2 protein-coding genes are annotated in these 1,249 nt (G+C 41.6%); both read left to right on the top strand.

Annotated features, from left to right (window positions below; all coding sequences use genetic code 11):
• The first annotated feature begins 70 nt into the window (after positions 1-70).
• Positions 71-331, top strand: a complete 261-nt coding sequence (locus FHL05_RS12365) for a transposase (RefSeq protein ID WP_153385579.1) — start codon at positions 71-73, stop codon at positions 329-331.
• A 14-nt stretch (positions 332-345) separates the two neighbouring features.
• Positions 346-1,212 carry an IS3 family transposase gene (locus FHL05_RS12370; protein ID WP_337692540.1) on the top strand — a complete coding sequence of 289 codons (867 nt, stop codon included), beginning with the start codon at positions 346-348 and terminating at the stop codon, positions 1,210-1,212.
• Positions 1,213-1,249 lie beyond the last annotated feature (37 nt).

Consider the following 1,249-nt stretch of genomic DNA (forward strand, 5'->3'; position numbering starts at 1 on the left):
TGGTGTTAGTCTGATATTCCGGACACGGTCTCTATGTTAAAATTGTGAAATTAATAAGGAGAACTTATCTATGACTCAAAAATTTTCAGCCGAATTTCAGGCCTCAATTATGGATCTTTACCATTCAGGGGCGTCCGCTAGCCAGTTATCCGCTGACTATAATGTTTCAGTCCAAACAATCTATAAATGGGCCGCTAAAACCAAGGCAGCACCGTCTAAAAGCTATACTGAATCTGATATTAAAGCCTTGGAACAACGGGCGCTTCAGGCAGAAACGGAGGTCGAAATTCTAAAAAAAGCATTAGCCATCTTCGGACGCAAGGACAGATAAATAATAATGAATTGGTGAATTTTATCCGAGATGGCGGATATGAAGTGCGGCTATCATGTCGGCTTTTCGGGATACCTAAATCAACTTTTTATGACATTGTCAACGCCACACCAAGTAACCGAGAGATTGAGACAGAGGCTATCGAGATGGCTATTCAGGATATTTATCAAGCCTCAGACGGAATTTACGGTGCCCCTAAGATTCAGTTCCTGTTAAGTCGTGATTACGACTTACATGTCGGTCTGAAAAGAGTCCAGCGGTTAATGCTTAAGAACAACCTGCGGTCAATTGTCGTTAAAAAGTACCGGCCACAGACCAATAATGACGTGGTCTATAATCGTTTTAATATTTTGGCACAAGATTTTTCAACTACTGGGGCTAATCAAAAATGGGTGACCGATATCACCTACATCTATACAGTTCGTGACGGCTGGACTTACTTGGCTAGTGTGATGGATCTGTGGAGTCGTCGCATTATTGGTTATAGTTATTCGACTACTATGGACGCCCACCTAGTCACCACTGCGCTGGGGAATGCCGCTCTTAATCGACGAATCAAAAATCAAAACATTATTGTACATACCGATTTGGGGGCTCAGTATACCAGTGCTGAGTTTGAGGAAGCCTTACACCAAATGGGAATGGCTCATTCATATAGCCGAAAGGGGACGCCATATGATAATGCCGGTATTGAGTCGTTTCATTCCATTATCAAAAAAGAAGAAGTTTATGTCACCACCTATCAAACCGCCAAGCAAGCTTCAATTAGACTCTTTCAATATATTGAAGGTTGGTACAACCGTAAAAGAATTCACAGTGCTTTAAGCTATATGACCCCTAAGCAATTCGAAGAAACCAACGGCTTCAGTTTGTTAAATTAAGAATAGAGTTCGTGTCCGAGGATTTGACTTAAGTCCA

Source organism: Companilactobacillus halodurans, from assembly GCF_009600995.1.
In the GTDB taxonomy this organism is placed as follows: Bacteria; Bacillota; Bacilli; order Lactobacillales; family Lactobacillaceae; genus Companilactobacillus; species Companilactobacillus halodurans.